This window comes from Mycobacterium sp. 852002-30065_SCH5024008 (genome assembly GCF_001665645.1).
In the GTDB taxonomy this organism is placed as follows: Bacteria; Actinomycetota; Actinomycetes; order Mycobacteriales; family Mycobacteriaceae; genus Mycobacterium; species Mycobacterium paraffinicum.
Genome location: NZ_LZSZ01000030.1, coordinates 1 through 24,396 on the forward strand (window position 1 = coordinate 1; position 24,396 = coordinate 24,396).

Genomic DNA, 24,396 nt, shown 5'->3' on the forward strand with positions numbered 1-24,396 from the left:
GAATCGTTACCGGCACGAGACCAACGCGCCCCTAACATCGTGGGGTGCGGCTCATTCCATTGACGCTAGGCGCCGGAGGGGGTTGCACCAACGCTGGGCTCGGCGCCTGATAATTCGTCGGGAGCGCTGATGTGGAGCCAGCCGTCGGCGTAAGAGTGGTCGACGGAGAGTGGTTCTGCTGGGCGAGGAGTGCAATGACGACACCTATACCTCCTAGTAGGAGCACGGTGGCGAAGATGATCACAGCGGGCATCAGCCAGGGCCGGCCCTGGTCTGGAACCTGTTGATTGAATTGCCATGCAGGACGGGTTGGTTCGCTGGCGTAGTCTCCTGCGCCGCCAGCGCCGCTTGCGGCATGTTGGGGAGCCGCGAACGGACCGGTGCTGGGCCCTGACGAAGAGGTTGAGCCCAGAGCGCGTTGCGCGGCACGGCCAAGCGCTCCCGGGCTGCCGTAGCGGTCGTCGGGGTCTTTGGCCATTCCACGCGCAATCACCTCATCAATGGCGACGGGTAGCCGGGGATTGACTGCACTGGGTCGCGGCGGGGGGGATGACAGGTGGGCGGCCACGAGTTGGTCTATGCCGCTCGCTTGGAACGGGGCCTCACCAGTTAGCGCCTCATACAGCACTGCGGCCAATGAGTACACGTCTACCGCTGGAGTGCTTGGCCGGTCTTCGAACCGCTCGGGTGCCATATACGCGAAAGAGCCTATTGCCGAGCCCGCGACCGTCAACCGAGTGTCTCGAAGGTCATCCGCGATTCCAAAGTCGATCAGATAGGCGAAGTCTTCCGTTGACGTGACCAAGATGTTCTGCGGCTTGACATCCCGATGGATCAACCCCTGCGCATGGGCGGAATCCAGCGCCGATGCAATCTGGCGTACGATCGCGACGGCCCGCGCCGACCCGAGAGGACCGCGCTTTAGCAATTCTTGTAGATCGTGGCCTCTTATCAGCCGCATATCGATGAATAGACTGCCGTCAATCTCACCCCAGTCGTAAATAGGGATGACGTGAGGCTCCTCCAGCGCCGCTGCGACGCGGGACTCACGCTTAAATCTCGTCCGGAACTGCTCATCATGCGAGAACTCTTGGCGCAAGATCTTCAAGGCGACCATTCGGTCTTTACTCGTGTCGTAGGCCTCGTACACCTCGCCCATACCGCCTTGCCCGAGCAACCTATTCACCTTGTACTTTCCAAACATCGACCCGGCGCGAGCATTAGTTGCCGACACGGCACCCCCTTACGGAACTCAACTCGATTAGCAGTATCCGTCGCGGCCGTTAACCGCGGGCCGGTATGCCAAGACCCGTACGGCCGTGGAGGGCGGTTCAATCGTCACGGGAAGTGGTGCGACTAAAGGATTTCCGCACACCTCGTTCCGGCATGAGCGATAGCATCGGCGCATGGTGTCGAATCCGCCGCCAGGCTGGCAGGCCGGCGCTCCTGGCCCGTGGCAGGGTTATCCACAGCCGACTGGATCACAGGGGTTATCGAAGCAGAAGAACGTACTTGGGCGAATCGCACTGGTTGTAGGCATAGTTGGCTCCATCTTTGCGTGCATACCAGGGGCGCTCATTGTCGGATGGGTGCTGCTGCCAATCGCGTTCATCCTCGGCGTCGTGGGGTTGCTCTCGGCCGGTAAGGCCAAAGGGACAAGCATTGCTGCGGTCATAATCGCAATCGTCGGAACTGTTGTCGGCGTCAGCGTTTTTGCTGTTGTAGTGGGAAATTCGTTCAGCAAGGCTTTTGGGAAAGCAGACCTCTCCCCAACATCCCCGACAGCAACCAATGGGGACGGCGGCGAGCGCTCCGATGGTCGAGGTAGCAGGGACAATCCGCTTCCCATCGGCGAGACCGTAAGAAACCCAGACTGGCAGGTCACACTCGGAACTCCCCGCGAAGCATCGGCCGAAATAGCTGCGACAAACCAGTTCAACGAACCACCCAAAGCGGGCATGCAGTACTGGATTGTGCCAATCTCAGCTACCTACACCGGAGACAAAACCGGCAACCCAACGTTCGGGATCAGTGTCAAATTCGTGGGATCAGATAACCGAACCTATGACGGCCACTGTGGAGTGATCCCTGATCCCCTTACGGACGTTGGCGACCTCTACAAAGGCGGTGTGGCGAAGGGGAACACATGCGTCGCTGTCCCCGCCGGGGCCAACGGACTGTGGACTGTGTCCACCGGGTTCGTCGGGAAACCCGTCTTCTTTGTCGCCAGTTAGTGCGGGCACTGCAAAACCTTCCTGACCAAGCGTGGATTGCGATATAGAAGGCGTCTGCCTGCAAGCGCCGGCGTAGCCAGATCGGACATCGGCTCGTACGCCCTCTCCGCGTATTCAAGCCAAGGAATCGTCTGCGGCCGATGGGGATGATCTCGGCGCCGGGCTGACGGACCGACATGAGAGTCACTACGGATTGGCCCTCACCCACCGATCGCCGGGCCTGCGCGGGTCCGTCAGATCACCCGCTGCGAGAGGTTCGCGCTCATCTTCGACGTAATCGGGCACCAGCCGTTTTGACCTGCGGGGACGCTCATCGGTAAGCTCCTCGGTTGGCGTGCGGTACGCGGGGGCCTCGGGTCAATGCCGGCCGCCGAGATCAGCCCCCACCGCGAACGCCTGACCGGCACCCGGCTCGACCCGGGATCCACCTCGAGAAGAAGAAGGTAAGCGCTGTGCCCACCTACGCGCCAAAGGCGGGTGACACCACGCGGTCGTGGTACGTCATCGACGCCACGGACGTGGTGCTTGGCCGCCTTGCCGTCGCGGCAGCCACCCTGTTGCGCGGCAAGCACAAGCCGACGTTCGCCCCCAATGTCGATGGCGGTGACTTCGTCATCGTCATCAACGCCGACAAGGTCGCCCTGAGCGGCGACAAACTGCAGAGCAAGCTGGCTTACCGCCACTCGGGGTATCCCGGCGGCCTGCACTCGCGCACCACCGGCGAGCTGCTGGAAAAGCACCCCGACCGCGTCGTCGAGAAGGCGATCGTCGGCATGCTGCCCAAGAACAAGCTCAGCCGTCAGATCCAGCGCAAACTCCACGTCTACGCCGGCCCGGAGCACCCGCACGCCGCTCAAAAGCCGGTTCCGTACGAGATCAAGCAGGTGGCCCAGTGACCGAAACGACCGAGGCCCTGGAAACCACGGCCACCCCGGAAACCCTGGAAACCACGGCCACCCCGGAAACCCCGGACGTTCCGGCCGAGGCGCCCGCCCCCGCGGCCGCCGAGTCCTACGTCTTCGACCGGCCCATCCAGACCGTCGGCCGCCGCAAGGAGGCCGTGGTGCGGGTGCGCATGGTGCCCGGCACCGGCAAGTTCGACCTCAACGGCCGCAGCCTGGAGGACTACTTCCCCAACAAGGTGCACCAGCAGCTCATCAAGGCCCCGCTGGTCACCGTCGACCGGGTGGAGAACTTCGACATCTTCGCCCTGCTGCACGGCGGCGGCCCGTCCGGCCAGGCCGGTGCGCTGCGCCTGGGCATCGCCCGGGCGCTGATCGTGGCCCAGTCCGAGGACCGGCCCGCGCTGAAGAAGGCCGGCTTCCTCACCCGCGACCCGCGCGCCACCGAGCGCAAGAAGTACGGCCTGAAGAAGGCCCGCAAGGCGCCTCAGTACAGCAAGCGCTGATCAACCATCACTTTCTGGCCGCAACGGGGCCTCAAACGGGGAAGTCACGCGCTTTCTTCGGCGTGTCTGCGCGCAAACGCGCCCCGTTTCGGTCAGAAAAGAACGGGCACCATAGGTGCTAAACCGTCGATTGTGAGAGGTTTGTCCGCATGGGCCGACTATTCGGCACCGATGGTGTCCGCGGGGTCGCCAATCGGGAGTTGACCGCCGAGCTGGCGCTGGCGCTGGGTGCCGCCGCCGCGCGGCACTTGGCGAGCTCGGGTGGACCGGGCCGGCGCGTCGCCGTAATCGGGCGCGACCCGCGGGCCAGCGGCGAGATGCTGGAGGCCGCGGTGATCGCCGGGCTGACCAGCCAGGGCGTCGACGCGCTGCGGGTCGGGATCCTCCCCACGCCGGCGGTCGCCTACCTGACCGGCGCGTACGACGCCGACTTCGGGGTGATGATCTCGGCGTCGCACAACCCGATGCCCGACAACGGCATCAAGATCTTCGGCCCCGGAGGGCGCAAGCTCGACGACGACACCGAGGACCGGATCGAGGCGCTGCTGACCGCGGAACCCGGGCTGCGCCCCGTCGGCGCCGGCATCGGCCGCGTCATCGACGCCGAGGACGCCGACGACCGCTACCTGCGCCACCTGAGCAAGGCCAGCACGTTGCGGCTCGACGGCCTGACCGTGGTGGTCGACTGCGCCCACGGCGCGGCCTCGTCGGTCGCGCCGCGCGCCTACCGCGCGGCCGGCGCCCGGGTGATCGCGATCAACGCCGACCCCAACGGCCTGAACATCAACGACAACTGCGGCTCCACCCACCTGGACTCACTGCGCTCGGCGGTCATCGCGCACCGGGCCGACCTCGGCCTGGCCCACGACGGGGACGCCGACCGCTGCCTGGCCATCGACTCCAACGGCGAACTCGTCGACGGCGACCACATTATGGTCGTGCTCGCGCTGGCCATGCGCGACGCCGGCGAGCTGGCGTCGGACACGCTGGTGGCCACCGTGATGAGCAACCTCGGGCTGCACCTGGCCATGCGCTCCGCCGGGATCACCGTGCGCACCACCGGCGTCGGCGACCGCTACGTCCTCGAGGAACTGCGGGCCGGCGACTACAGCCTCGGCGGTGAGCAGTCCGGCCACATCGTGATGCCGGCGATGGGCTCCACCGGCGACGGCATCGTCACCGGGCTGCGCCTGATGAATCGCATGGTGCAGACCGGATCGTCACTGACCGCGCTCGCCGCGCCGATGCAGACGCTGCCGCAGGTGCTGATCAACGTCCGCGTCGCCGACAAGGACACCGCCGCCGCGGCGCCCGCCGTGCGCACCGCGGTCGGCGACGCCGAGGCCGAACTCGGCGACACCGGCCGGATCCTGTTGCGCCCCTCCGGAACCGAGCCCGTGATCCGGGTCATGGTCGAAGCCCCCGAGGCGGACGTCGCCCAGCGCGTTGCGAATCGGGTGGCCGAGGCGGTCAGCGCCGCGCGCTGAACGCGGCCGGAAGCCCCGCGCTCCCCGGTGCCGTGGGTGCTTTACCACGCCGCCGACGGGCGTGACTGAATTGATCCCCAGGCCTGGGACAGTAATCTTGTCGCCAGCGCGGAAGGGGTGGTGATGCTCGTCGGTGGCGGTTCGCGGCGAATCGGGGTTCGCTCCGCTGATCGGCGTGCGAAAAACGCGGTCGGCCGGCGATCGCGGCGCGGTGTGGAGCTGCGGTGCAGCTGAAGCATCTCACCATCGGGGAGCTGGTGGCCGGGGCCGGTGGTGATCCGTGGGAGGTCAACCGGACTCTGCAAGCCGGCCAGCCGGGGCAGATCTCCAACCTGGCCAACGCCTTTCATGGCGCTGGGCGCTCCACCGCCGAGGCCGACCACGCCTTCGAGCAAGCCCGCAAGCGCTTCGAGGCGGCCTGGAATCGTCAGAACGGGGATCACCCGATCAACGACGCCGCCGAAGTGCAGCGCACCGCCCAGGCGCTGGGAACGCAGTCCGAGCAGTTGCCCAAGATCGGCGCAGACCTGGAAAACATCGCCGCCGCGTTGGCCGAGGCGCAAAAAGCCGGCGCCGGAGAGATCGCCACGTTGGAAGGTCAGTTGGAGCAGCTCGACCATCTGATCGACTTGGCGATGCTGGACCTGCAGGACCATCCCGACGCGGCGAGCCAGCAGGAGCTGCAGTCGATTATCAGGGTGCTCAAAGCCGCAGCGGTCAGTGACACCAAAGATGCCCTCGACCAGCTGCATGCCACCCGCGACACCTATTCGAGTTCTCTTCGCCAAGCGCAGACCACCTTGGCTAACGACGGGTACGACCCCGGCCATGTCTTGGGTGTTGACGGTCACGAGGCCGAGACGCCCGAGCAAGCCGAACAAGACGTCAAGGGCGCGCTCGGGGGTGATAAAGGGGCCGCCGCCCGCGTTAACGGGGTGCTGAACTCGATCACGCCCGATCAGCGGGCCGGGAAGGTGCCGCTGACCGCCGAGCAGGCTTCGGTTTTGAGCCAGCTGCAAGCTCAAGAACACGGCATGTCGATCGATGCACTCAACACCGCTGAACAACGGCTCGGCGACGAGAAGGGCATGATCGGCAACTCCTGGCAGCTGATGAGTAACCCCAACCTCACGTTCCCCAAGACGCCGCTCCAGGTCGGCGCGAAACAGGGGACCGACACGGTCAAAGGTGGGGCCGCGCAGCTGCCGGAGAGTGTCCAGCAGGCGCTGAATTCCTCCGGCCTGGAATACATGCGCCAAACCAACGACATCGCCAACATCGTCAAGGACGGCGACAAGTCCTTCCAGACGAACACCGATCTGGATCGGGCGATGATCCGCAAGGCGGGGGCCATGATGGACACCCCGCTCTGGCAGCACGACCCGGCCAGCCAGGGCCAAAACGTCGAGCGCGATCCCGCCATGGACCCCGCGGTGTCCAACGTGCTGTCCGCGGTGTCTCCGGATCACCAGGTCGTCCACGACACGATGACCGGCAACGATCACGACAAGTTCCTGCAGAACCTGACCCATCACGCCTGGAAGGACAACGGCCAGGCGGTCGGTTCGCTGTTCTCCTGGACTGGCGACGCAGCGCAGGGACCCGAAGCCAAAATCGCCGGTGAAACCGCCCGCGCGTACTCGGATTACCTCGGCCATCATGCGTCCACAGACTTGCTACACCTCCCGGGCAACCACACCTTGGGGCAAGTGAACCCCAACCTCGTCCAAGCGATGGGCCACGGCCTCGACCCGTACGTCAACAACATCGCGGGAACATCGGGCGGACTTCCGGAATTCGGCAAACCGCTCGATAACAACGGTGACATCCATTCCGGCGCACTGCCTCTCGCCAAGGGCATCTTCTCGGTGATCGACAGCGACCCCACCGCGGCGCGCGACTTCAACAAGAACGCGTACACGCAGGCATTGCTTCACGACTCTTCTTTCGCGTTGAATCCGCATCATGACGGTTACAGCGACCAGCTCTACGACGCCGCCACATTGCGGGGGCTGGTCGACGTCGGCACCCACAATGCCTACCAAGCGAACGAACAAAACGGTTACCACCAACAGCTCTCGGAATACGACTCGAAGAAGCTGGCCTATGAAGACGGCGTCCAGGCCGCCAGCACGGCCGGTGGTTGGGTCCCGGGGGTGGGCAAAGTCACCGGGCCCGCGATTGGAATGCTCGGGCACAACCTCGAAAACGACATGTTGGGGCCGGCGCCCACCGCGCCGGGCCAGACGCCGATCCAACCCATGGACATCGGAAACGCCGACGAACACATGCTCGATGCGATGCTCGGGGCAAACCAACACATCTCGGGATTGCCGCCCGAATATCTCGTCTACGACCATGATCACCCCAACGGGCGAATTGCGACCCTAGACGAGATGCAAGCCAAACACCCTGATCTCACCGCCGGTCAATACAACAATGTCCTCGGCCCCGCGTTGTCCCAGACGCTTGACCTGCCGCCGAACGAGAAGATGTCGCCGGACCAATACATGGTCGACCGCTACAACAACATCATCGGGGTGCCCGAACCCCCTGGGAAGAAATGATCAGCATCCCGCGCGCACTGCGCACTTTGACGGCCCTGTCGACCATCACGGTCTCGATGGTCACCGGCTGCGCCTCAGGCAGTCACCCCGGCCAGCCCGCGTCGCCCACGTCCACGACGCCGGCCGGGTGGCCGCCGACGCTGAACGATTTAAGCGTGGTGTGGAGCGCGGAACCGGGTATTGCCGTGACCACCTGGCCCGCCGTGGTGGTGCGGGCCTACACCGAGTCCTACCTGCTGGCCTCCATCACGGGTGACGACAAGTTCCTGTACCCGGGATTCAAGCAGGCGGTAGATCCCAATAAGTCAATCGATAACCCGACCGGCAGCCGGTTCCTGTGGCCGAAAACCGATCGCAGGCCGGAAAAACCCTGGGTGGGAACCGAACAGGCCCATATCCTTTCGATCGCGACATCTGGCCGTGACGTGACGGTGGTGGTCTGTGACTATCTGTTCGGTACCGCGCAAGCACAGGGTCACGGATACACCCCGAACATCGCCCAGCCGCCCCCCGATTCGGGCATCGACCCGATGCGAATCACGATGACGGCTCCCGCCACCACCGGTCCGCAAATGCCCGACCAGCAGGGACCGGCGCGCGCGCCGTCGATCGATGTGTTCGGCGGTTGGAGGATTACCGGCCATCAGGGTGGTTACTTCGCCGAATACGGGCTCGCATCCGAATGGCCTGATGTTGCCCACGACACTGATGCCTGCCGTTCCAAAGCGCCCCCACACCCCGAACTCATCCGCGGCGGTGAATATCCCCGCTCCGACTTTCCCACCCTGCCGCCATCTCCCGGCTGGCCGGCTCCCAGCCCGAAGTCGTGAGGAGAGCGGTCAATTCTGCTCGGCCGCAACGAATTTCGATGTTGCGCTGGTGTCACATCGGTGGGCGCATCCGGCCCACGGTGCGGGATGGTCGGCGGTCAGCGCGTGCGTTGATTGCGGCCGGAACCACTGGGCGTTCCCCGGCGTCGGATTAGGCATGAGATTCGACAGGGGAGTACGACCGGCCACCGTGGCCCGCACCGAGATCGACGTCGCGGCGACGCACCGCATCGCCGACCAATTCAGCGCCGCCGCCGACATCATCGACCGCGCCCTCAGCGATCAGCTGGGCCGATTGACTTTCGGTGGGCCCAGCGCGGGGCGGGCGCACACCGCGCGCGGTGAGGCGCTGCGGGTCGAGCTGGAGCGCCTGGCCACCGAAGTAGCGCAGTGGTCGCGCGCGTCGGTCGAGATCGCCACGGTCCTGCGGGCCAGCGCCGACCGCTACGCCGACGCCGAACGGTATGCCGCGGCACGGATCGCCTGATCGTGGCCGACCGGTTGGACGTCGCCGAACGCCTCGCCGAGGGCCTGACCGCCGTCGAGCACACCCAGAGTTATGTACAGGCCTGCCATGTCGTGGGCTACCACCATCCCGACCTGACGGCGCACCTCGCCCAGGTCCGCGACTGGTACGACACCGAAGACGGCCTGGACCTGCGCACCCTCGACCGCGACTGCGTTGAACTGCGGGCGGCGGGCGAGGCGGTCATGGAAGCGCTGCGGATACAGCGCGCCCAGGCGGCCGAGCTGGCCACGGCGTGGACCGGGCCGGGCGGGGACGCCGCGGCGCGGTTCCCGGAGCGCCACTGCGACACCGCCAGCGCCCTGGCCACAGAACTGCGTGCGGCGGCCCAACGGTGCGAATCCCTGCGCGACAACCTGTGGTACCTGGTCGATACGAAGGTTGCGACCACCATCGCCGTCGACGACCGCACGCAGGCACAGCGGCCGGCGTGGTTGGCGGCCTCCGCCTCGGTCACGGCCGGGCTGAGCGATCGGCAAGCCGCCGAAGAGGTTGTGCGCGAGCAGGTAATGCCCTACGTGGACAATGAGATTCGCGACGACTGGCTGAGCACGATGCGCTCGACGCGCGACGGTGTGGCGACCTCGTACGACATGGTCACCGACAGAATGGCCGCCGCGCCGACGGCGCGCTTCGAAACCCCCGGTGATCTCGGGCCCGGCTACCAACCAATGCGGCCGTCCGCGTCCAGCGCACCGCCCGTCGCGGTCACGCCCGCGGCCGCGGCGGTCCCGAGCCCGTCGGTGGATCCGGCTCCGAGCCCGTCGGTCGATCCGGTACCGACCGCGGCGACGCTCGCGCCGGCTCCGCTCCAGGCCGCGCCGCAGCCGGACTGGGGAACCGCGCTTGGGGGCGGCGGCGGCATGCCGGCGGGCGATCTGGGCGGTGGGCTCGGCGGCGGTGGTGCCGGTCTCCTCGGGTTGGCCGGCAGGATCGTCGACGCGGTCGGCGGTCTGCTCGGCTCGGCCGGCGACGAGGCGGGCGCCGCCGATCCCTTTGGCGACGGAAACACGTTCGACGAGGACCCCTTTGAGGCCGACGACACGGACGACGCCGACGACGAGGACGACGAGCCCGCGAAAACGGAAGATAACGAGGACACCGAGGAAGCCAAGCCCGACGCGGCGGTTCAACCGGTCGACGCGCCGGTGCCCGTCGATCCGCCGGCACCTGCGGATCCGCCGCCACCACCGGCTGCCGCGCCGGTCGACGCACCCACACCGGTGGCCGCTCCAGCGGCGGGCGAGCCGGCGCCCCCGGCCACCGACGGGAAGACGCCCTGCGAGATCGCGGCGGACCAGTTGCCGCAGGCGGGGCAGTGACGGCTCAGGCCGGGCGCAGCCGCAGCACCTCCTCGACGAAGCGCACGGATTCGGCGCGGTCGGTGGCCAGCGGGCTGAGCAACAGCGTCGTCACCCCGGCCTCGGCGAAGGCGGCCAAGCGTTCGGCGACGTACCCGCGCGGGCCGACCAGCGACATGCCGCGCACCAATTCGTCGGGCACCGCATCAATGGCCTCCCGCTTACGGCCGGACAGGTACAGCTCCTGGATGCGGTCGGCGACCTCGCCGAACCCGTAACGCGTCGCCAGGGCGTGATAGAAATTGCGGCCCTTGGCGCCCATGCCGCCGAGGTACAGACCGAGCTGCGGCTTGACCCATGCCAGCCGCTCGTCGACGTCGTCGCCGATGGCCACCGACGCGTGCACCATGACGTCCAGCGGCCCCAGCGCCGGATCCCGCTTGGCCGCACCGGCCGCCAGCGCGTCACCCCACACCGAGGCGGCCTTATCCGGGAGATAGAAGACGGGCTGCCAACCTTCGGCGATCTCGGCGGTGAGCTCGACGTTCTTTGGGCCCAGCGCAGCGATCGTGATCGGAATGCGTTCGCGCACAGGATGATTGATGAGCTGCAGGGCCTTGCCCAGACCCGTTCCGCGGTCGGGCGGCAACGGGATCTGGTAGTGCTTGCCGTTGTGCTGCAGCCGTTCCCGGCGCCACACCTTCCGGCAGATCTCCACGATCTCTCGGGTGCGGCCCAGCGGCGCGTCGAACTCGACGCCGTGAAAGCCCTCGATCACCTGCGGTCCGGAGGTGCCGATCCCCAGCCGGAACCGCCCGTCGGACACGAAGTCCAGCCCCGCGGCCGTCATCGCCAGCAGCGAGGGCGTGCGGATGTAGATGGGAAACACCCCAGAGGCCAACTCGACGGTGTTCGTCTTGGCGGCCAAATACCCGAGCTGGCTCACCGCGTCGAAGGCATACGCCTCGGCCACCACGGCGATGTCGATGCCGGCCTTCTCGAGTTCGACGACGCGGTCCACGGCCTGGTGAAAGCCGCCCGAATAATCCAGAGCGATCCCGATGCGCATCCACGACAGATACCACGGCGGCACCCGCGCGCCGCGCGGGCTCGGGAACTTCAGCCCGCCGAGGTGCCCGTCCAGTACTCCGCGAACCGTCGACCGTCGCCGGCGAGGCGCAGGATGTCGTTGCCGGTGAAGGAGACCGGGCCGTCCGGGCCGTGGCCCGTGCCGACCCACCGGCCGGCGACCAGGTCGCCCTCGGACAGGGGGCCGAGCTCGATGGCGAAGGTCAAGTCCGCCATCATGTTTCGGGTCTCCTCGACGATCTGCTGCAGCTCCTCCGGACCATGCACGTCCCGGTCGGGCCAGTGACCGACGAAGTCGTCGGTGACGATCTCGGACCCGACGGGGCGGCCGGCCCAGAGCTCGGTGATCCAGCGGGTGTACAGCGCTTGCACGGTCGACACAGTGGGCAATTACCCAGTTACCGCATCACTTCAACAGCGCGACGATCTTCTCTTCCAGGGCGACCGGCGGCGCCTCGGGATCCAGCGGATCCGTCTTGGGCAAGTGGGCGTCGGGATCGGCGAAGTCGCGGTAGGTCTTGTCGCCGCCCAGCGTGTACAGCAGGTAGCCCGTGAGCAGTGCGCGGACCGTGCGCTGCGTGCGCCGGTGCGGGCTGGCCAGGCCGAACACTTTGGTCAACCGCCGGCCCTCCGCGAGTCCGCCGGGCTGGGCCTTGCTGACGATGCGCAGCGTGGCGGCGTCCCACGCGCGCGACAGCGACAAGGCGTTGGACGTCAGCGACTGCGGATCCCCCGGCGCGGTCAAGATCAACCCGGGGAGCTTGAGCGTCGTCGCCGGGGCCTCGGCCGGGGGGCTGGTGACGGCGGGAAACAGCGCTGCCGCCGCGGCCAGCTTGTTCGGCATGCCGGCCGCGGCGAACACCGCGGCCGAGCCGCCGAAACCGTGCCCGGCCACGCCGAGCTTGGCGGGATGCACGCTGATCTTGCCCGGCCCGAGCCGCACACCGGACACGATGTCCAGCGCGGTGCCGAGGTCGAAGGCGAAGTTCAGGACGGACGGGGCCAGCCCGCGCTCGGTGTCGGGAGCGCCGGCCACGATGCCCCACGACGCGAGGTGCTCGAGCAGACCCGAATAGTTGGCGGACTTGGTGAGCCAGTCGTGACCGAACGCGATCCCGGGCAGATTCAGCCCTTCCTCCGGGGTGTACACCACCCCGGGCAAACCGGCAAACGCCAGGTCACCACGTAAAACGCGGTGCGGGCCACGGCGGCTGAGGGCTGCGACGAGCTTGCGGGTGCGGGCCACGCGTCGACGTTAGCGCATCGCGCTCAGGCCCTGACCTCGATCACGCCCACCCGCCAGAGCGCCGCATACATGTGGCGCAGCGGGATGCTCAGCAACCGGGCGGCCGTGTCCACCATCGGGTCGCCACTGGCGATCGGCGCGCGGTGGCGCTTGGCGGCCGGTCTCGGTGCCGGCGCCAGCGTCAGGCTGGGTGCGGGCGAAGCCGTCATCACATCGTCGAACAGAACCGCAGTCATGATTCTCCCCTTGAAGAAGGCTACAAAAATTTCGGATTAACACTTATGAACGTTTATCTATCCGGCGGTTTACTTGTCTGTGTCCAGCCGAATTAATGGCAGGGTTTCAAACTCGCTTACCGGGTAGCTGGACTATCGGCTTTGATGTCAGTCATAAACGGTTATTGTTGAAAAGATTTGGTCGCGCTGCGCGCATGAGCACCGGAGAATCCAGTGATTAACCAGGTGGTGGGGATCAAGCGGGCGTCAACAAGCTGTCCTTTCTGCTGGCTTCGGCGGTTGCCAGTCATGGCCGATATGCAGAATTCTAGGTAGCTGTATTGCTAGATCGATGGCTCAGACGAAAACGTCACAAATACATCAGGTGAAAAACGTTTCTACCGTTTATGAAGACGGCATGAAGTGGACCGTCAGCGTCCTTGCGGTGGAAATCCGGGCGGATTTGGTCCACGACGTCCTCCCGACCCCGTCCCAGTAGCGGTGTCCGGGTCAACGAGGGTCGCCGTACCACCCCGGCGGCGGACCGGCGGCTGCGGGCGGGGCGGCGGCGCCGGGCTGTTCGGCGAACCTGCGCACCATCCGGATGGCGCTCCAATTGGAGATCAGCGGCCGTGCTGCCGGACGAAGACCGCGCCCGTGTGCTCGCACAGTGGGAGATGAAAGCGGCGATAAGGGCCGGTCAACGTGGGCCTTTCGCGCAGGTGGGCGGCCTAACGTTAGCGTCGGCATGCCGTGGCGGGCCGACGGCTGCACTACCCTGGTGTGAATGTGCGGAATCGTCGGCTACGTCGGGCAGCAGCCTGCCTGCCAGGTCGTCATGGATGCGCTGCGCCGGATGGAGTACCGGGGCTACGACTCGTCGGGGATCGCACTGGTCAACGGCGCCGGGACGCTCACCGTGTGCCGTCGCGCCGGGCGGCTGGCCAACCTGGAGGAAGCGGTAGCCCAGATGCCGCCGGAGTCGCTGGGCGGCACGACCGGCCTCGGCCACACCCGCTGGGCCACCCATGGGCGCCCCACCGACCGCAACGCGCACCCGCACCGCGACGCGGCCGGCAAGATCGCCGTCGTCCACAACGGCATCATCGAGAATTACCCGAGCCTGCGCCACGAGTTGGAGGCCCTGGGCGTGGAATTCACCAGCGACACCGACACCGAGGTGGCGGTGCACCTGGTGGCGCAGGCCTACCGGCACGGCGCGACCGCGGGTGACTTCGCCGCCTCGGTGCTGGCGGTGCTGCGGCGGCTGGAGGGCCACTTCACGCTGGTGTTCGCCAACGCCGACGAGCCCGGCACCATCGTGGCCGCCCGCCGCTCCACACCGCTGGTGATCGGGATCGGTGACGGCGAGATGTTCGTCGGCTCCGACGTGGCCGCGTTCATCCCGCACACGCGCAACGCCATCGAACTCGGCCAGGACCAGGCCGTGGTGATCACCGCCGACGGCTACCGGATCACCGACTTCCACGGCAACGACGACGTCGAGTACCGCGAGTTCCACATCGACTGGGACCTGGCCGCCGCGGAAAAGGGCGGCTACGAGTACTTCATGCTCAAGGAGATCGCCGAGCAGCCCGCCGCCGTGGCCGACACCTTGCTCGGGCATTTCGTCGACGGCCGGATCGTGCTCGACGAGCAGCGGCTCTCCGACCAGGAGCTCCGCGAGATCGACAAGGTGTTCGTGGTGGCCTGCGGCACCGCGTATCACTCCGGGCTGCTCGCGAAATACGCGATCGAGCACTGGACCCGGCTGCCGGTTGAGGTGGAGCTGGCGAGCGAATTCCGCTACCGGGACCCGGTGCTGGACCGCAGCACGCTGGTGGTCGCCATCTCGCAATCCGGCGAAACCGCCGACACCCTCGAAGCCGTGCGGCACGCCAAGGAGCAGAAGGCCAAGGTGCTGGCCATCTGCAACACCAACGGCTCGCAGATCCCGCGCGAATGCGACGCCGTGCTCTACACCCGCGCCGGTCCCGAGATCGGCGTCGCCTCGACGAAGACGTTCCTGGCGCAGATCGCAGCCAACTACCTGGTTGGCCTGGCGCTGGCGCAAGCCCGCGGCACCAAGTACCCCGACGAGGTCGAGCGGGAGTATCAGGAGCTGGAAGCCATGCCGGACCTGGTCGCGCGGGTGCTCGCGATGATCGAGCCGGTGGCCGCCCTGGCGAATCGGTTCGCGCAGTCTTCGACCGTGCTGTTCCTGGGGCGCCACGTCGGCTACCCGGTGGCGCTGGAAGGCGCGCTGAAACTCAAGGAACTGGCCTACATGCACGCCGAGGGATTCGCCGCCGGCGAACTCAAGCACGGGCCCATCGCGCTGATCGAGGACGACCTGCCCGTCATCGTCGTCATGCCCTCGCCCAAGGGGCAGGCCACGCTGCACTCCAAGCTGCTTTCGAACATCCGCGAGATCCAGGCCCGCGGCGCGGTCACCATCGTGATCGCCGAAGAAGGCGACGACACCGTGCGGCCCTACGCGGACCACCTGATCGAAATCCCATCGGTATCAACCCTTTTGCAGCCGCTGTTGTCGACCATCCCGCTTCAGGTGTTCGCCGCGTCGGTTGCCCAGGCCCGAGGTTACGACGTTGACAAACCGCGAAACCTCGCCAAGTCCGTCACGGTGGAATAGTTCAGCCGCTTCGGCTGTATCGCCGCGAGATCCACGGTCGCTCCGTTAGATTGCCCTGGGAAACAAGCCTTCCATAGCGGTAGGAGCAGCATGCGATCGGCGGCCAGAAGATTCGCCGCGGTGGGTTCCATCGTGCTCATCGTCGGGACCTACGTCGCGTTGGTCGAGCTCTACCAGAACACGGTCGAAGGATCTTCGGCCGGCACGCTGAGCGACAACGCGGAGACGGCCAGCCAGACTATGGCGACGTTGACCGTGGAAGAGATGCAGTCGAACTACAGCGCGGTGGTTGCCAACGTGGCTGTCGCGCCCGGACCCGCGATGCTGGATCCGGTCACCCACCGCCTCAAGGAAGACCTCATGCTGCGCGTCCGATCGTCGGCGCAGCCCAGTCGACGCGACTACACGAAAGGCATGCTTCCCGGCGTCTTTCCGCTCCCGCTGACCATCGCGGGTCACGTCGAACGATGGCCGTTCGATAACTACACCTCGGGACCGATCGAGGTGCAGCTATTCCACGGTGGCGACACGACGAAACCGCCCGAACTCATCCCGGTGCGACTCATCGACCACCTGCCCGGATTCAAAGTCTCCGCGACCAAGGTCGCCAGCCACGAGGGGTACAGACTGAGCGTGCGCCGCGCGCCGAGTACCGCGGTGTTCGGGATCGTGATTTGCGGCGTCCTCATCGCCATCGCCGGCCTGGGCCTGTTCGTGGCCATTCAGACGATGCGTGACCGGCGAAAGTTCCAGCCCCCGATGACGACGTGGTACGCGGCAATGCTGTTCGCGGTGGTACCTCTGCGCAACGCGCTTCCGGGCTCGCCCTCATTCGGGGCGTGGATCGATGTGACCATCGTGCTCTGGGTGATCGTCGCGTTGGTGGTAGCGATGCTGCTCTACATCGCCTGCTGGTGGCGCCATCTGAGGCCTGAGGTTGTCGCCCCGCCGCCGGATCCGGTCCCGGCGCCAACGAGCTGACCTTCGGTTGAATCGAATTCCTTCCGTTTCAAGGCGTTTCCGCCAGCCGTTCAACTACATTGCCCGTGGGCAAGCGATTCAACCGTTAGATGGCCTCGGTGGCCGGTTCGGGTAGGGGGCGTCGTGAGATACGGGATCATCGCGCTGATCGTGGGCATCATCGCGGCGTATGTCGGCTCGGTTGCGCTGTATGCCAACAGCGGCGGTCACCGCTACCACCAGGAAACCGCGGCCGGCGGTGACCGGAGCACGGCCACGCTGGTCATCGAAGACATCCAGTCCAACTACAGCGTGCTGATGGCCAACCTATCCATCTCGCCCGGATCGGCTCTGTTGGATCCGCAGACCGGGCACCTCAACGAAGACCTCAGCCTCCGAGTGCGATCCGTGGCGACGCCCGTCCGCCGCTCGTGGAGCAAGGGCATGCTGCCCGGTGTCTTCCCCGTTCCGCTCACCATCGCAGGGGAGATCGAGAATTGGCCCTTCGACCACTACGGCTCGGGGCCGGTAGAGATCGAGCTCATGCACGGCCCCGGCAATGTGCCCGAACGGGTGCCGGTGACCTTCGTCAACCACCTCTCCGGTTGGCAGGTTACCGCCGACGGGTCCGGCCCCTACCAGGTGAGCGTGCACCGCTCGCTCAGCGCGGCGGCGTTCGGAATCGTCATCCTCTGCGTCCTTGTCGCCATCGCCGGCCTGGGCCTGTTCGTCGCCGTTCAGACGGTGCGCGACCGCCGCAAGTTCCAGCCGCCCATGACGACCTGGTACGCGGCGATGCTCTTTGCGGTGGTACCGCTGCGCAACGCGCTTCCGGGTTCGCCACCCTTCGGGGGCTGGATCGACATCACGCTGGTGCTGTGGGTACTCGTCGTCCTGGTGGTCTCCATGCTGCTCTACATCATGTGCTGGTGGCGGCATCTGCGACCGGAGGTTCCCGTGCCGGCGAATCCGGTCCCGGCGCCGTCAAGCCCGTGACAACCCGGTTGCGGCAATGCTTTTCGCGGCCCCGCGGTCGCCAGATGGCCGACGGCCCGGCGCGTCCGCAGCTTAGGCGCCCCAGCGCGACGGGCCTCGTGCGAAGGTAATGAAGTGACGAATGCACCGGTGCGGTCCCGACTGCGCAAGATGGGGCTCGCGGTCTGGCACTACGTCAGCCACGCGCCGCTGACGTACGGGTGGCTGCTCGTCCTGCTGATCACGACGCTCGTCCGGCACTGGCTGCCCCAGCGGCAACTGCACTCGATGCTGATGCACCATTCCACCAACATCCACGGGTTGGCGCGGGACCCGCTCGATGTGCTGTTCTCCAGCCTGCTGTGGATCGACGGCGACAACCTGGCCCCGTACCTGATCCTGTTCTCGTTGTTCCTGGCCCCGGCCGAACACTGGCTGGGCCAGTTGCGCTGGCTCACAGTGGGATTGAGCGCCCACATCCTGTCCACATATTTCAGTGAGGGGCTGCTCTACTTCGCGATCGAGGAACACGATGCGTCGGAACGGCTGGTGCACGCCCGCGACATCGGCGTGAGCTACTTCCTGGTCGGGGTGATGGCCGTGCTGGCTTATCACATCGCTCGCCCGTGGCGCTGGGGTTACCTGGGTGTCCTGTTCATCATCTTCGGCTTCCCGTTGATCGCGATGGACCGGATTGAGCTGAACTTCACCGCGATCGGGCACTTCACCTCGATCCTCGTCGGGCTCTGCTTCTACCCGATGACGCGGCACATGGACCCCCGGCAGCTGAACCCGGCGCGCCTGCGGGCCATGGGGCGACGGAACCGGTCGCCCGAGGCATCGGCCTGAGCCACGCGGCCGCTGACCCGTAATGTGGCACTCGTGCGGCACTACTACTCCGTAGACGCGATCCGCCAGGCCGAGGCGCCGCTGCTGGCTAGCCTGCCCGACGGAGCCTTGATGCGGCGCGCGGCCTTCGGGCTGGCCGTCGAGATCCTCGCCGAATTGCGGGCCCGCACCGGCGGGGTGGCCGGGCGCCGGGTGTGCGCGGTCGTCGGCTCGGGCGACAACGGCGGTGACGCGCTGTGGGCTGCCACCTACGTGCGCCGGCGCGGCGCGGCCGCCGACGCGGTGCTGCTCAACCCGGAGCGCACCCACCGCAAGGGACTGGCGGCGTTCGTGAAGGCCGGTGGGCGCATCGTCGAAAGTGCTTCGCCGACAACCGATCTCGTCATCGATGGGGTGGTGGGCATCTCCGGATCCGGGCCGCTGCGCCCGGCCGCGGCCGAGGTTTTCGCCGCGTTGAAAAAGACAAGCGACGCGCCGGTGGTCGCCGTCGACATCCCCAGCGGCATCGATGTGGCGACCGGGGCGATCACCGGCCCGGCGGTGCACGCAGCGCTGACGGTCACCTTCGGCGGGCTCAAGCCCGTGCACGCGCTCGCCGATTGCGGCCGGGTGAAGCTGATCGACATCGGGCTCGATTTGCCGCGGACCGACATGCTGGGTTTCGAGGCCTCGGACGTGGCCGCCCGCTGGCCGGTGCCCGGGCCGCACGACGACAAGTACACCCAGGGCGTGACCGGTGTGATGGCCGGCTCGTCGACGTATCCGGGTGCGGCCGTGCTGTGCACCGGCGCCGCCGTCGCGGCGACGTCCGGCATGGTCCGCTACGCCGGCAGCGCCCACCGGGAGGTGCTCGCGCACTGGCCCGAGGTGATCGCGTCGCCCACCCCCGCATCGGCCGGCAAGGTCCAATCCTGGGTCGTGGGGCCAGGATTGGGCACCGACGACACCGGGGCCACCGCGTTGTGGTTCGCGCTGGAAACCGACTTGCCGGTGATCGTGGACGCCGACGGGCTGACCATCCTGGCGGCCCACCCCGAGCTGGTCGCCAACCGGAGCGCGCCGACCGTGCTGACCCCGCACGCCGGTGAATTCGCCCGCCTGGCGGGTAGCCCCCCGGGGGACGACCGGGTTGGCGCGTGCCAAAAGCTGGCCGACACGTTCGGGGCCACCGTGCTGCTGAAGGGGAACGTCACCGTCATCGCCGAACCGGGCGGCCCGGTCTTCCTCAACCCGGCCGGGCAATCCTGGGCGGCCACCGCCGGTTCCGGGGACGTGCTGTCCGGAATGATCGGCGCGCTGCTCGCGGCGGGACTGCCGGCGGACGAGGCCGCCGCGGCGGCCGCTTTCGTCCACGCGCGGGCCGCGGCGCTGTCGGCCGCCGACCCGGGCCCCGGTGAGGCGCCGACATCGGCGTCGCGCATCGTGCCGCACATCAGGGCCGCCCTGGCCGCCATATAGCGCCCTATCGAGAGGATCCCGCCGTGCCCCAACACCCGTCCCTGCCCGCCCACGCCATCGCCCCCGCCTACACCGGCCGCCTGTTCACCGCGCCGGTGCCCGCCCTGCGGCTGCCCGACGAATCGATGGACCCCGAGGCCGCCTACCGCTTCATCCACGACGAGCTGATGCTCGACGGCAGTTCGCGGCTGAACCTGGCCACGTTCGTCACCACGTGGATGGACCCGGAGGCGGGCCGGCTGATGGCCGAGACGTTCGACAAGAACATGATCGACAAAGACGAGTACCCGGCGACCGCGGCCATCGAGCAGCGCTGCGTCTCCATGGTGGCCGACCTCTTCCACGCCGAAGGCCTGAACGACGCCGACCCCCACAGCGCGTGCGGGGTGTCCACGATCGGCTCGAGCGAGGCCGTCATGCTGGGCGGGCTGGCCATGAAGTGGCGGTGGCGCCAGAAGGTCGGTAAAGGCTGGGAAAGCCGCCGGCCGAACCTGGTGATGGGCTCCAACGTCCAGGTGGTCTGGGAGAAGTTCTGCCGCTACTTCGACGTCGAGCCCCGCTATCTTCCGATGGAAGAGGGCCGCTACGTCATCACCCCGGAACAGGTCGTCGACGCCGTCGACGAGGACACCATCGGCGTGGTCGCGATACTGGGCACCACCTACACCGGTGAACTGGAACCGGTCGCCGACATCTGCGGCGCACTGGACAAGCTCGCGGCCGGCGGCGGGGTGGACGTCCCTGTCCACGTCGACGCTGCCAGCGGCGGGTTCGTGGTGCCCTTCCTGCACCCCGAACTGAAGTGGGACTTCCGGCTGCCCCGGGTGGTGTCGATCAACGTCAGCGGCCACAAGTACGGGCTGACGTACCCGGGTGTCGGCTTCGTGGTGTGGCGCAGCAAGGAGTACCTGCCCGACGAGCTGGTGTTCCGGGTCAACTACCTCGGCGGCGACATGCCGACCTTCACTCTGAACTTCTCCCGCCCCGGAAACCAGGTGGTCGGCCAGTACTACAACTTCCTGCGGCTGGGTCGCGACGGCTACACCAAGGTGATGCAGACGCTGTCCGGGACGGCGCGGTGGCTGGGCGAGCAGCTGCGGGTCAGCGACCACTGCGAGCTCGTCTCGGACGGTTCGGCGATCCCGGTGGTCGCCTTCCGGCTCTCCGGGGACCGCGGCTACACCGAGTTCGACGTCTCGCACGAGCTGCGCACCTACGGCTGGCAGGTGCCCGCATACACCATGCCCGACAACGCCACCAACGTCTCGGTGCTGCGCATCGTGGTGCGAGAAGGGCTCTCGGCCGACCTGGCCCGCGCGCTGCACGACGATGCCGTCTCGGCGCTGACCTCGCTGGACAAGCTCAAGCCCGGCGGCCACTACGACGCGCAGCACTTCGCGCACTAGGCCGGTTTCGCAGCCCGACCGCCGGGTAAGCGCAATCGCATGACGAGCGATGCCAGCGCGGGCAAGGACGCCGTACAGCACATCAATTGGCCTGGGACCGAAGTCGCCGCGACGGCGGAATCCACGCGACTCAAAGACGTGGAACTCGTCGAGCTGGCCCTGGAGTCCTACAGCGCCGAGATCCATCCGGCGCACGACCAGATCGACCTGAAGACCTACGGCGGCGGATTCGACCTCAGCAGACGCGCGACCGCGCCGAAGCTGCGGGTGGGCCGGGACAAATGGCTCAACCTGCTCTGGCTGATCCCCATCGGCTTCGCGCTCCTGGTTGCGGCGGTGGCGATCGGCAAGGGCCTGCACAACATGCCGGCGGTGCAGGCGTTCATTCGGCGCTACCCGGGCACCGACACCCGCGGCGTCACCCCTGGGATGCACGCCTGGGAGGGCTGGACGCACTTCTTCAACCTGTTCCTGATGACCTTCATCATCCGGTCGGGGATCCAGATCCTGTGCGACCACCCGCGGCTGTACTTCAGCCGCAACTGCACGCCGGGCAAGGACGAATGGCTGCGGGTGGGGCCACCGGTGCCCGAGGGATATTGGACCGCCAACGACGACACCGTCGCCCTGCCCGGGCAATTCGGGCTGCCCGGGTTCCGGCACTCGATCGGCCTGGCCCGCTGGTGGCACCTCGGCACCGACATGCTGTGGCTGCTCAACGGGCTGGTCTTCTACGTGCTGCTCTTCGCCACCGGGCAATGGCGGCACCTGGTGCCGACCAGCTGGACCGTCTTCCCCAACGCCGCGTCGATGGCGATCCAGTACATGTCGCTGGACTGGCCGGCAGGCGACAACGGGTGGATCGCCTACAACGGTTTGCAGTTGCTGGCCTACTTCACGGTGGTCTTCATCGCGGCGCCGGCTGCGCTGATCACCGGATTGGGGATGTCCCCGGCGCTGTCGATGCGGCTGACCGTGATCAGCAAGCGGTTGAGCATCCAAGCCGCGCGCTCGCTGCACTTCCTGGTGCTGGTGTTCTTCCTTTTCTTCATCCTCGTGCACGTCACTCTGGTCTTTGCCACCGAGGCGCTGCGCAACCTCAACCACATGTTCGCCACCCGCGACGACACCAGCTGGATCGGTTTCGGCGTCTTTTGTGCGGCCATGGTGGTGACGGCGGTCGGTTGGGTGGCGGCCACCCCCGTCACCATCCGGCATCCCCGCGTCGTGCAGCGCGTGGGTGACGCCCTGATCGGACCCCTGCAACGTCTGCTGGAGCGGATGAATCCGGAACCGGGCGCCTTCACCGAAAAGGACATCTCGCCGTACTTCTGGCACAACGGCCGGCTGCCGGACAGCCTCGAGTACAAGGAGTTGGAGCGCAACGGCTTTCGCGACTGGCGGCTGCGGGTCTCCGGCCTCGTCGAGCATCCGAGGGAGTTCTCACTCGAGGAGTTGAAGGCGCTGCCCTACCACGAGCAGATCACCCAGCATTTCTGCATTCAGGCCTGGTCGGGCGTCGCGAAGTGGGGCGGGGTGTCGATGCAGACCATCATGGACATCGTCAAACCGCTGCCGGAGGCCAAGTGGGTGGCGTTCTATTCGATGGGCCTGGGCGCGACCGGCGGCATCTACTACAACGCGCACCCCATCGAGCAGATGGGCCACTACCTGAGCATGCTGGCCTACACGATGAACGACGAGCCGCTGAGCTACGGTCACGGCGCCCCGCTGCGGCTGCGCAACGAGCTCCAGCACGGATTCAAGCAAGTGAAGTGGATCAAGGGCATCGAGTTTCTGGCCAGCTACTCCGAGATCGGCAGCGGTTACGGCGGCTATAGCGAAGACCACAAGTACTTCGGCCGACACCAGACGATCTGAGCGGATTTGTCGCTCGAGGGTGGGCAAATGGTGTGTCGGCCACCACAGGCACTGACGTGACGGCCTGGGCGAATGTGAGCTTCGTGGCTCAACGGTCGGTTTGCCCGACCGGTTCTGGGACAATGGCGGTCGTGGCTGTTACGCCGATATCGCTGACACCCGGCCTCCTCGCGGAGGCCGTGGTGGACCTGCGCGCCATCGAGCACAACGTGCGGTTGCTGTGCGAGCACGCCGGCCGCGCGCAGGTGATGGCCGTCGTCAAGGCCGACGGCTACGGCCACGGGGCCACCCCGTCCGCGCGGGCGGCGTTGGCCGGCGGGGCGACCGAGCTGGGCGTCGCCACCGTCGCCGAAGCGCTGGCCCTGCGCGCCGACGGGATCACCGCGCCGGTGCTGGCCTGGTTGCACCCGCCCGGTATCGACTTCGGGCCCGCGCTGCTGGCCGACGTGGAGATTGCCGTTTCTTCGGAGCGTCAGCTGGACGAGCTGCTGGACGCGGCGCGCCGGACGGGCCGGACCGCGACCGTCACGCTGAAGGTCGACACCGGGCTGAACCGCAACGGTGTTCACCCCGCCCGATACCCCTCGATGCTGGCCGCGTTGCGGCGGGCCGTCGCCGAGGAAGCCGTCCGGCTGCGCGGCATGATGTCGCACATGGTGTTCGCCGATCAACCGGCCAACCCCATCAATGACCTTCAGGCTCAACGCTTTAGCGACATGCTGACGCAGGCGAGCGACCAGGGGGTGCGGTTCGAGGTCGCGCACCTGGCGAACTCGTCGGCCACCATGTCGCGTCCCGATCTGGCCTTCGACCTGGTGCGGCCCGGCGTGGCGGTGTACGGCCTGAGCCCCGTGCCCGAGCTCGGGGACATGGGGCTGCTGCCGGCGATGACGGTGAAATGCCCTGTGGCGCTGGTCAAGTCGATTCGCGCGGGCGAGAGCGTGTCGTATGGGCACACCTGGACCGCGGAGCGCGACACGAATTTGGCCCTGCTGCCGATCGGCTACGCCGACGGCGTCTTCCGGTCGCTGGGAGGACGATTGGATGTGCTGATCAACGGCAAGCGGCGGCCGGGGGTCGGGCGGATCTGCATGGACCAGTTCGTCGTCGACCTGGGGCCCGGCCGGACCGACGTGGCCGAGGGCGACGAGGCGATCCTGTTCGGGCCCGGCAGCAGCGGGGAACCCACCGCGCAGGACTGGGCCGACCTGCTCGGCACCATCCACTACGAAGTGGTGACCAGCCCCCGCGGGCGCATCACCAGAACCTATCGCGAGGCGCAGACCATTGAGCCCTGAAAGAGCCCGCAGG

Annotated in this window: 21 protein-coding genes; 16 read left to right on the top strand and 5 right to left on the bottom strand. The window is 67.1% G+C overall.

The window, feature by feature from the left end; genetic code table 11:
* Positions 1 to 31: 31 nt before the first annotated feature.
* Entirely contained in the window at positions 32 to 1,234 is a 1,203-nt protein-coding gene (locus A5781_RS03555) for a serine/threonine-protein kinase (protein ID WP_082939202.1), read from the bottom strand.
* A gap of 172 nt (positions 1,235 to 1,406) precedes the next feature.
* On the opposite strand from A5781_RS03555, the gene A5781_RS25440 reads away from it, so the two are divergent.
* From A5781_RS25440 to A5781_RS03590, 8 genes are all read left to right on the top strand, one after another.
* Positions 1,407 to 2,234: a hypothetical protein gene (locus A5781_RS25440; protein WP_156624357.1), complete on the top strand. Its 828-nt coding sequence runs from the start codon at positions 1,407 to 1,409 to the stop codon at positions 2,232 to 2,234.
* A 452-nt stretch (positions 2,235 to 2,686) separates the two neighbouring features.
* The gene (rplM, locus tag A5781_RS03560; RefSeq protein WP_067201282.1) at positions 2,687 to 3,130 is read left to right on the top strand and encodes a 50S ribosomal protein L13; all 444 of its coding nucleotides are present in this window, start codon (positions 2,687 to 2,689) and stop codon (positions 3,128 to 3,130) included.
* Complete coding sequence (gene rpsI / locus A5781_RS26040; RefSeq protein WP_067201285.1) at positions 3,127 to 3,642, top strand: 30S ribosomal protein S9; 516 nt, start codon at positions 3,127 to 3,129, stop codon at positions 3,640 to 3,642. Before rplM ends, rpsI begins: the two co-directional genes overlap by 4 nt.
* A gap of 149 nt (positions 3,643 to 3,791) precedes the next feature.
* On the top strand, positions 3,792 to 5,129 hold the full coding sequence (gene glmM / locus A5781_RS03570) for a phosphoglucosamine mutase (protein WP_067201288.1): 1,338 nt from the start codon (positions 3,792 to 3,794) through the stop codon (positions 5,127 to 5,129).
* A gap of 224 nt (positions 5,130 to 5,353) precedes the next feature.
* Positions 5,354 to 7,696, top strand: coding sequence for a hypothetical protein (locus tag A5781_RS03575; protein ID WP_067201291.1), 2,343 nt, complete (start codon positions 5,354 to 5,356; stop codon positions 7,694 to 7,696).
* Positions 7,693 to 8,526 carry a hypothetical protein gene (locus A5781_RS03580; RefSeq protein ID WP_231990584.1) on the top strand — a complete coding sequence of 278 codons (834 nt, stop codon included), beginning with the start codon at positions 7,693 to 7,695 and terminating at the stop codon, positions 8,524 to 8,526. Before A5781_RS03575 ends, A5781_RS03580 begins: the two co-directional genes overlap by 4 nt.
* A 157-nt stretch (positions 8,527 to 8,683) precedes the next feature.
* Positions 8,684 to 9,013 (top strand): type VII secretion target, encoded by a 330-nt coding sequence (locus tag A5781_RS03585; RefSeq protein ID WP_067201294.1) that lies wholly within the window; start codon positions 8,684 to 8,686, stop codon positions 9,011 to 9,013.
* 2 nt (positions 9,014 to 9,015) lie between these two features.
* On the top strand, positions 9,016 to 10,374 hold the full coding sequence (locus A5781_RS03590) for a hypothetical protein (protein ID WP_067201297.1): 1,359 nt from the start codon (positions 9,016 to 9,018) through the stop codon (positions 10,372 to 10,374).
* Positions 10,375 to 10,378: 4 nt separating this feature from the next.
* Here A5781_RS03590 and A5781_RS03595 read toward each other — a convergent pair whose 3' ends face one another.
* From A5781_RS03595 to A5781_RS03610, 4 genes are read right to left on the bottom strand one after another with little or no spacing between them, the layout of a single operon-like run.
* Positions 10,379 to 11,422 (bottom strand): LLM class F420-dependent oxidoreductase, encoded by a 1,044-nt coding sequence (locus A5781_RS03595; RefSeq protein WP_067201499.1) that lies wholly within the window; start codon positions 11,420 to 11,422, stop codon positions 10,379 to 10,381.
* 50 nt (positions 11,423 to 11,472) lie between these two features.
* Positions 11,473 to 11,823 carry an ester cyclase gene (locus tag A5781_RS03600; protein ID WP_067201300.1) on the bottom strand — a complete coding sequence of 117 codons (351 nt, stop codon included), beginning with the start codon at positions 11,821 to 11,823 and terminating at the stop codon, positions 11,473 to 11,475.
* Between the two features lie 25 nt (positions 11,824 to 11,848).
* Entirely contained in the window at positions 11,849 to 12,688 is an 840-nt protein-coding gene (locus A5781_RS03605; RefSeq protein WP_067201304.1) for a dienelactone hydrolase family protein, read from the bottom strand.
* Positions 12,689 to 12,711: 23 nt separating this feature from the next.
* The gene (locus tag A5781_RS03610) at positions 12,712 to 12,924 is read right to left on the bottom strand and encodes an Rv1535 family protein (protein WP_067201307.1); all 213 of its coding nucleotides are present in this window, start codon (positions 12,922 to 12,924) and stop codon (positions 12,712 to 12,714) included.
* Positions 12,925 to 13,690: 766 nt separating this feature from the next.
* On the opposite strand from A5781_RS03610, the gene glmS reads away from it, so the two are divergent.
* The 8 genes from glmS (at position 13,691) to alr (ending at position 24,383) form a co-directional block, all read left to right on the top strand.
* Positions 13,691 to 15,556 carry a glutamine--fructose-6-phosphate transaminase (isomerizing) gene (gene glmS, locus A5781_RS03615; RefSeq protein WP_067201310.1) on the top strand — a complete coding sequence of 622 codons (1,866 nt, stop codon included), beginning with the start codon at positions 13,691 to 13,693 and terminating at the stop codon, positions 15,554 to 15,556.
* 90 nt (positions 15,557 to 15,646) lie between these two features.
* Positions 15,647 to 16,537 (top strand): DUF4436 domain-containing protein, encoded by an 891-nt coding sequence (locus tag A5781_RS03620; RefSeq protein WP_067201313.1) that lies wholly within the window; start codon positions 15,647 to 15,649, stop codon positions 16,535 to 16,537.
* A gap of 123 nt (positions 16,538 to 16,660) precedes the next feature.
* On the top strand, positions 16,661 to 17,512 hold the full coding sequence (locus A5781_RS03625; protein ID WP_067201317.1) for a DUF4436 domain-containing protein: 852 nt from the start codon (positions 16,661 to 16,663) through the stop codon (positions 17,510 to 17,512).
* Positions 17,513 to 17,662: 150 nt separating this feature from the next.
* Positions 17,663 to 18,340 carry a rhomboid-like protein gene (locus tag A5781_RS03630; protein ID WP_067201321.1) on the top strand — a complete coding sequence of 226 codons (678 nt, stop codon included), beginning with the start codon at positions 17,663 to 17,665 and terminating at the stop codon, positions 18,338 to 18,340.
* 33 nt (positions 18,341 to 18,373) lie between these two features.
* Positions 18,374 to 19,798, top strand: a complete 1,425-nt coding sequence (locus A5781_RS03635) for a bifunctional ADP-dependent NAD(P)H-hydrate dehydratase/NAD(P)H-hydrate epimerase (RefSeq protein ID WP_067201503.1) — start codon at positions 18,374 to 18,376, stop codon at positions 19,796 to 19,798.
* Positions 19,799 to 19,821: 23 nt separating this feature from the next.
* Complete coding sequence (locus tag A5781_RS03640; RefSeq protein ID WP_067201324.1) at positions 19,822 to 21,204, top strand: glutamate decarboxylase; 1,383 nt, start codon at positions 19,822 to 19,824, stop codon at positions 21,202 to 21,204.
* A gap of 39 nt (positions 21,205 to 21,243) precedes the next feature.
* Complete coding sequence (locus tag A5781_RS03645; RefSeq protein WP_082939203.1) at positions 21,244 to 23,085, top strand: molybdopterin-dependent oxidoreductase; 1,842 nt, start codon at positions 21,244 to 21,246, stop codon at positions 23,083 to 23,085.
* Between the two features lie 131 nt (positions 23,086 to 23,216).
* Positions 23,217 to 24,383, top strand: coding sequence for an alanine racemase (gene alr / locus A5781_RS03650; RefSeq protein ID WP_197503684.1), 1,167 nt, complete (start codon positions 23,217 to 23,219; stop codon positions 24,381 to 24,383).
* Positions 24,384 to 24,396 lie beyond the last annotated feature (13 nt).